This is a genomic window from Streptomyces ureilyticus (genome assembly GCF_011045025.1).
Lineage (GTDB): Bacteria > Actinomycetota > Actinomycetes > Streptomycetales > Streptomycetaceae > Streptomyces > Streptomyces ureilyticus.
Map to the genome: position 1 here is coordinate 1 of NZ_JAAKZX010000334.1, position 7,269 is coordinate 7,269.

At 69.5% G+C, this 7,269-nt stretch carries 5 protein-coding genes and 2 pseudogenes; all 7 read right to left on the minus strand.

Annotated elements, in window-relative coordinates; translation table 11 throughout:
- Nucleotides 1-913 (minus strand): annotated as a pseudogene (locus G6048_RS50640) (hypothetical protein); the annotation flags it as partial.
- Nucleotides 914-947: 34 nt separating this feature from the next.
- Nucleotides 948-2,372, minus strand: coding sequence for an ATP-binding protein (locus tag G6048_RS45750; RefSeq protein WP_165345533.1), 1,425 nt, complete (start codon nt 2,370-2,372; stop codon nt 948-950).
- A 6-nt stretch (nt 2,373-2,378) separates the two neighbouring features.
- Nucleotides 2,379-3,944, minus strand: a complete 1,566-nt coding sequence (locus tag G6048_RS45755) for an SCO6880 family protein (RefSeq protein WP_165345534.1) — start codon at nt 3,942-3,944, stop codon at nt 2,379-2,381.
- Nucleotides 3,941-5,296 (minus strand): hypothetical protein, encoded by a 1,356-nt coding sequence (locus G6048_RS45760; RefSeq protein WP_165345535.1) that lies wholly within the window; start codon nt 5,294-5,296, stop codon nt 3,941-3,943. The genes G6048_RS45755 and G6048_RS45760 overlap by 4 nt, the downstream gene beginning before the upstream one ends.
- On the minus strand, nt 5,286-6,128 hold the full coding sequence (locus G6048_RS45765) for a hypothetical protein (protein WP_165345536.1): 843 nt from the start codon (nt 6,126-6,128) through the stop codon (nt 5,286-5,288). The genes G6048_RS45760 and G6048_RS45765 overlap by 11 nt, the downstream gene beginning before the upstream one ends.
- Before the next feature lie 190 nt (nt 6,129-6,318).
- A complete protein-coding gene (locus tag G6048_RS45770; RefSeq protein ID WP_033328619.1) occupies nt 6,319-6,627 on the minus strand; it encodes a hypothetical protein in 309 nt (102 codons plus the stop codon).
- A gap of 448 nt (nt 6,628-7,075) precedes the next feature.
- A pseudogene (locus G6048_RS45775) lies at nt 7,076-7,269 on the minus strand (SGNH/GDSL hydrolase family protein); the annotation flags it as partial.

A 7,269-nucleotide genomic window follows, 5' to 3' on the forward strand; every position in this document is an offset into this window, starting at 1 on the left:
GAGCGGATGCGTGGGGGGCGGTCGGGCCGGAGGCGCCCAAGGGCCGAAGGGCCGCGCTGGAGCCTGCCGCAGTCGGCTGGCCGGAGCCGGAGCCGGAGCCGGAGTTGGAGTTGGCCGTGGGGCGGAGGTCTGAGTCGGCGGCGCCCCCGGGCGGGCGTTCCGAGCCGAAGCCGGCCGCCGGTAGCCCGGAGCCTGTCGTGCCCCCGGCTGGGTAACCGGAGCCGGAGTCGGCCGAAGACGGATGGCCGGAGCTCGTCGCGCCCGCAGATGGACCTTCCATACCGGCGGTACGCGGGAGCCCAGTGGCGGTCGCGCCGCTAGCCGGGAAGCCCGGGCCGGTGGCGGCGCCCGGCCGGAGCCCTGAGCCGGCCCCAGGCCGACTGCCCGAACCAGCCTCACCCCCAGGCACAACACCCGAGCCGTACGCCCCGTCCGGCGCGAGCCCTCGGTCCCCAGCCACAGCGCCTGAGCCAGCCGTGTCCGTCGGCCCGAACTCCGAGCCGTACGCCGCAGCCTTGCGTCGGCGAGCCCTCCCCGCCCGCCACCTCGCGAACGTCCCCATCACGAACACCGTGAGCACCACCAGCACCATCAGCTGGCCGATGAACAGCCCCCAGAACAGGCCGTACCCCGTCAGCTGGCTCTCCGGAGTGTCCGGCCAGGCGCCTGCCACGTCGTGTGGGTGCTGGACCAGGTGGCGCATCGCCAGGGGCGTACGGGCGAAGGTGACCTTCGACGGCCAGGAGCCGTGGTCGAACACGGCCGCCAGGCCTGTTGCCGACCACACCAGCAGAGTCATGCCCAGCAGGAACCCGAGCACTCCGAGCAACAGGCCGTCGGGGACGCCTCCTTCGGCCCGTTCGCCGCGTCCGCCTCGTTCGTGACCCCGGTGCCGGTCGTCGTACGGACTCATCTCGGCCCCACCGTCCTCAGCGCTCTCACCGTTCTTACGCCACCGTGGACTCGGACGAGTCGTCGAGGTCGCTCAGGTGTTGTTCCATGAACGCCGCCGCTCGCTCCTCCGCCTCGAGTTCGGCGGCCCGTAGGGCGTCGTCCGAGAGGTCGGGGGTGGAGGACTCGGTCATGGCGCGGTCGGTGAAGACGAGAGGGCGTTCGGTTTCGGTGATCAGGTGTTTGACGACCTGGACGTTGCCGTTGACGTCCCAGACGGCGATGCCGGGGGTCAGGGACGGGATGATCTCCACCGCCCAGCGTGGGAGGCCGAGGACGCGGCCTGTCGCTCTCGCCTCGTCCGCCTTCTGGGCGTAGATCGTCCTGGTCGACGCCATCTTCAGGATGGCCGCCGCTTCCTTTGCCGCCGCTCCGTCCACCACGTCGCTCAAGTGGTGCACCACCGCTACGAAAGACAGACCCAGCCGTCGGCCGAACTTCAGCAGGCGCTGGAACAGCTGCGCCACGAACGGGCTGTTGATGATGTGCCAGGCCTCCTCGACGAGGAAGATGCGCTTCTTCCGGTCGGGGCGGATCCAGGTGTGCTCCAGCCAGACGCCGACGATGGCCATCAGGATCGGCATGGCGATGGAGTTGCGGTCGATGTGGGACAGGTCGAAGACGATGAGCGGGGCGTCGAGGTCGATGCCGACCGTCGTCGGGCCGTCGAACATGCCGCGCAGGTCACCGTCGACCAGGCGGTCGAGGACCAGGGCCACGTCCAGGCCCCAGGCCCGTACGTCGTCGAGGGCGACGTTCATCGCCTCGGCCGACTCCGGCTCGGGGTGGCGCAGTTGCTCGACGATGTCGGTGAGGACCGGCTGTCGGTCGGTGATCGTCTCGTTGACGTAGGCGTGCGCGACCTTCAGGGCGAAGCCGGAGCGTTCGTCGAGGCCGTGGCCCATCGCGACCTCGATGATCGTGCGGAGCAGGGCCAGCTGGCCTGTCGTCGTGATCGCGGGGTCGAGCGGGTTGAGGCGGATTCCCATGTCCAGGGCCGCTGTCGGGTCGAGGCGGATGGGAGTTATACCCAGCTCCTGGGCGATGAGGTTCCATTCGCCCACGCCGTCCTCGCCCTGAGCGTCGAGCACGACGACCTGGCGGTCGCGGAACCTCAACTGCCGTAGTACGTAAGTCTTCTCCAGGGCCGACTTGCCGTTGCCGGACTCGCCGAGCACCAGCCAGTGCGGGGCCGGGAGCTGCTGCCCGTACAGCTGGAAGGGGTCGTAGATGTAGCCCTTCCCGGAGTACACCTCGCGGCCGATGATGACGCCGGAGTCGCCGAGGCCGGGCGCGGCGGTCGGGAGGTAGACCGCCTGGGCCTGGCCCGTCGACGTGCGCACCGGCAGCCGGGTCGTCTCGACCTTGCCGAACAGGAACGACGTGAAGGCTTCCGTGACGGCGGACAGCGGATCCCGCATGAAGTCCTACCTCCGGATGCCGGTCGCGAACGGGAGTGTGTTGACGAAGGCGCGGTGGTGCTCGCGGTCGCACCACTCGATTTTCAGATACGACTTGCCGGCCGAGGCGCGGATCGTCCGTTTGTCGCGGGCGAGCGCCTCGGGGGAGCGGGAGGAGACGGTGATGTAGCCGACGAGGTTGACGCCGGCCGCGCCGCTCGCGAGGTCCTCACCGCGCTGGTCCAGGCGGCTGTGCGAGGCGATGTCGCGGGGGTCGACGGTGCGGTTCATCTTGGCCTGGCGGCTGGCCTCCGCCTCGTCGTTCGTCTTCTCGGTCAGCATCCGCTCGATGGCGACCTCGGTGGGTTCGAGGTCCATCGTGACGGCCACGGTCCGGATGACGTCCGGGGTGTGGACGAGCAGCGGGGCGAGGAAGTTGACGCCCACCGGGGTCATCGGCCACTCCTTCACCCAGGCCGTGGCGTGGCACCAGGGGGCGCGGGTGGAGGACTCGCGGGTCTTCGCCTGGAGGTACGTCGCCTCCATGGCGTCCAGCTCGGCCGGCCAGGCGTTGCGTTTCGTCATCGCCTGGATGTGGTCGATGGGGTGGTCCGGGTCGTACATGGAGTGGACGAGGGAGGAGAGCCGTCCCTGCCCGAGCGGCTGCCGAACCCGGATGTCCGCCTCTTGCAGCCGCGAGCAGATGTCCGTCAGCTCACGCGCCATCACGACCGCGAGCCCCGCGTCCTTGTCCAGCTTCTTGCCGCCCTGGGGCCGCGCGGCCCGGGCCATCGCGTGCCCCTCGGCGGCGAGTTCGCGCGAGTAGTGCATGCAGGCGACCAGGTAGGCGCGGTGCTGCTCGCTGCTCGTCGACACCATGGACTGGAGCTGGTCGTACGACTGCTGCAGCCAGCCGGGGGCGCGGTCGTCGCCGCGTACGGCGACGTCCTTGGCGTGCGCGTCCGGGTCGGCCGGGAGAGTGCGGGCGAGCATCTGGAGGCGGGTGACGAAGCCGTCGCCGTTCGCCACGTGCTTGAGGAGGGTGCCGAAGCGGTCGACGAGGGCTTCCTGGTCCTCGGAGTCGCGCAGGCCGACGCCCGGGCCCTCGATCTCGATCGCGGCCGTGACGGTCTTCCGGTCGGCGTGCAGCAGGACGGCGATCTCGTCGGGGCCGAAGGGCGCCGCCAGCCACGTAATGCGTCCGATGCCGGGGGGCGGGCCGATCTCGACCTCGCGGCCGTCGACGCGGGTGCCGGCCTCCATGACGTTGCTGCGGTACGTGGTGCCGCTGCGGAGCGTCCGCTTGTAACTGCGGTTGATCTCAAACCACTTGTAGAACGTGCGGCGCTTGTACGGCACGTACACCGCGGCCAGCGCCACCATCGGGAAACCCACCAGCAGGACGATGCGCAGGGAGAGGACGGGGACGAGCAGGCCGCACATCATGCCGAGGAACGCGCCTACGATGATCAGCGCGATCTCGCCGGTCTCGCGGTTCTTCCCGACGATCGCGTTCGGCCGGGCGCGGCCGATCAGATATGTACGGCGGGGCGTGACCGGATGGGACACGGACACATGGGACTCGGTCGTCAACGCCCTTCACCTCCCGTGCGGTTGGTACTGCTGCTGTTGCGGGTGTTGCTGGCGTGGGGGGTGTTCACCGGGCTGTTGCGCGGCGGGGGTGCGGCGGCGGGTACGGATCCGCCTCCGCCGCCTCCGCCTCCGTTGGAGGACGGGCGGGTGCTGTGGGCGGCTACGCCGGCGGAGGCCGCGTTGGCGGGGCGGGCACCGCCGCCGCTGTTGCCGCCGCCGCCACCGCCGCCGTTGTTGTCGGCGCGGGTGCTGTGGGTCTTGATGCCCTGGGCGACGAGGGTGGCCGGGGAGCTGATGACGGCCGCGGCCTTGCCTTCGGCGCCCTGCATGATGCGGTTGTTGCGGGAGTTGGCGATCTCGTCGCCGAAGCCCGGTACGAAGCGGTAGATCATCGCGCTCGCGAAGATGGCCAGCAGGATGATGGAGAGGCCGGAGACGACGGCCGAGAAGGCGTCCGGTCCGTCCTCGGCGGACAGCGCGCCCGCGAGGCCGAGCACGATCACGATCACCGGCTTCACCAGGATCACCGCGATCATGATGCCCGCCCAGCGGCGTACGTGGCCCCACAGGTTCTTGTCGACCAGGCCCGCGTACACGACCGTCCCGAGCAGCGCGCCCACGTACAGCAGGGCGGCCCGGATGACCAGCTCCAGCCACAGGACGCCCGCGGCGAGGATGGACACGAGGGAGACGACGATCAGCATGATCGGTCCGCCGCCGATGTCCTCGCCCTTCTCCAGGGCGCCGGAGAAGTTGCCGAAGAAGGTGTCCGTCTGGTTGCCGGTCGACTGGGCCAGGACTTCTGATACGCCGTCGGTCGCCGAGACGACGGTGTAGAGGATCAGCGGCGTGAAGGCCGACGCCAGGACGGTCAGCCAGAGGAAGCCGATCGCCTCCGAGATGGCCGTGGTGAGCGGCACGCCTCGTACGGCCCGCTTGGCGACCGCGAGCAGCCAGAGGACGAGGGTGAGGATCGTCGAGGCCGCGAAGACGACGGCGTACTGCTGGAGGAACTTGGGGTTCGTGAAGTCGACGCCCGCGGTTTCTTTGACGGCTTCGCTGAGCTTGTCGATGGTCCAGGAGGCGGCGTCGGCGCAGCCCTTTGCGAGGGAGGAGAGGGGGTCGAGGGTGGAGGTGGGGTCGGATAGGGAGCCGCCGCCTCCGCCGCCTCCGGAGCCGCCGTCTTCTTCGCAGTAGTCCTTGGCGGGACCGCGGATGAGGTCGCAGGGGTCGTTGCTGGGTGTGGGCGTCGGTGTTGGCGCGGCGAAGGCCTGGGTGGCCAGCAGAACTGCAGTGGCCTGCACGGCCGCGACAGCGCCGGCGACCGTGAGTACGCGGCGACTAGCGGGCATACGTGAAGCCTCCGTACTCTTCGACGGCCTTCGTCATGTCGTCGGCCGTGGACGCGGTTTGGTCGCGCCCGACGGGGACCGGCCCGTCCTTCTGCTTGAAGTCGATGACCTTCCAGTCGTCGCCGACCCACTTCAGCTCGTACGTCGTCGTGTACCAGCTCTCGGTGACGGGGTTCTTGGAGCCGTCGCCCGAGAGGCCGAAAAGCGACGTGTACCAGACCTCCACGGAGGCGCTTTCGGCGCTGGCGGACTTGGCTGTGGTGCCGACCGGAATGACGCGCGAGACGAAGGTCTGGCCTCGCGGAGCGGCACCGCTCTTGTCCAGGCCGATGTTGGTCAGGAACTTCTCGCTGGAGTACGCCTTGTCGAGGCCGGCCCGGCGCTCGGCGGCGACGTCAGGGGCGTACACCGTCTCGACGATCTCGCGCCGCCGGTCCGTGTCGAACATGTCGGCGGACCCGAGCGCCACCGAGTAGTTAGCCGCCGCCGACTCCGCCCCCTGCTCATCCTGCGCGAACCCCGAAGGAATCCCCGCGGCCTTGGTCTCAACGGGCTGCTCCCCAGACGCAGCCGTAGGCGCCGCCTCCGCTCTCTCCCCGCTCTCGTCCGACGATCCGGAGTCACCGCCACCACGGTTCGCGAAGGCGATGGCCGCGATCAGGAGCACCACCACACCCACCACCGTGATGAGGCTGCGGGAGGACGAACGGCCGCCCCGGCGCGCGCCGCCGTAGACGTCGCTGGCGCTGTCGGGGTAGCGCGTACGGGTCTGGCCGGAGCCCCCGTACCCGCCGTTGTCGCCGCGCGAACCGTGCTCGTCGCCGAGACTCATGCCGCGTACGCCCCTTCAACCTCGTGCTGGACCGCATAGTCGTAGTACGACGGTAGCCGCGCTGCTTCCATCGCGGGCGCGGTGTGGTGACTCGACATCAGGGAAACGCAACCTCAGCCGGTGGGCACGTCGGACGGGTGGGTTGGAGGGAACCGGGTGCCACCCGGCCGGGTCAGCGGGCCGGGCGGGCCTACACGGCCATTCCGTACACGATGGTGAACAGCGTGCCCAGGGAGCCGATGATGAAGACGCCGGTGAGACCAGCGATGATGAGGCCCTTGCCCTGTTCCGCACTGAAAGTGTCGCGCAGGGCCGTCGCGCCGATACGCTGCTTGGCCGCACCCCAGATCGCGATGCCGAGGCAGAGCAGGATGGCGACCGCCATCACGACCTCGATCATCACCCGCGCCTCGTTGCCCAAGTCGCCGAACGGGCCCCAGTCCGGGGCGATTCCGCCGATGATCGTGGTGATGTCGCCCTCTTCGGCTGCGAAGAACATGTAAGTCACCGCCCCTTGTGGGTAGTTCCGTATCCCCTGCCACTCTGCGCAGAGCTCAGGCCTCATTGTCGCCGACAATGACGCTGTCGTATGTCGACTTGGCGTCATTGATTGGCGGGTTTCGTACGTACGACTTGCCGCCGGCCCTTGGAAACCCTTGCGGTGCGTGGGGCGGTATGCAAGTAGTAGTACAGTCACTCTGTGTATCACGGCAGGTCACGCCGGGCAATGGAGTACTTCCGGAACCTGCGGTCTGGTTCCGTCGTCGACCTCTTCTACGCGGCGGCTGCCTACTCCGCCCCGCCTCCGTGAGCCCGCTCACGTCCCATGTGCGCCGGTCCGTCGAGACGATGCCCTCCGGGTCGTTGCGTCTCCTGGTGTGTAGACGCCGCCCGTTCGGCCTTCGCGAAGGCTATCTCGGGGTGGGGTGCCGGTAGGTGTCGGGGTGTCAGGAGTGGGGCTTCGCGGCATGGTCCGTTCGCGGGTCTGTCCGCGGGGCCGTCCACGGTGTCAGTTCGGGGCGTTTGGCCGTACGTCCGTCTCCTGAGGAGCGGCCCCTCAGGCGCCGCCAGAGCCAGGGGCCGAGGAAGCCCAGCGCCCAGCGTGCGTCGGCGGTCAGGGTGCGCAGGGCGGGGACGGGGG

What these genes read in the sequence shown, in the direction of transcription:
- G6048_RS45750 (WP_165345533.1), bottom strand. Translation starts at nt 2,372, where the DNA reads ATGCGGGATCCGCTGTCCGCCGTCACGGAAGCCTTCACGTCGTTCCTG.
- G6048_RS45760 (WP_165345535.1), bottom strand. Translation starts at nt 5,296, where the DNA reads ATGCCCGCTAGTCGCCGCGTACTCACGGTCGCCGGCGCTGTCGCGGCC.
- G6048_RS45765 (WP_165345536.1), bottom strand. Translation starts at nt 6,128, where the DNA reads ATGAGTCTCGGCGACGAGCACGGTTCGCGCGGCGACAACGGCGGGTAC.
- G6048_RS45770 (WP_033328619.1), bottom strand. Translation starts at nt 6,627, where the DNA reads ATGTTCTTCGCAGCCGAAGAGGGCGACATCACCACGATCATCGGCGGA.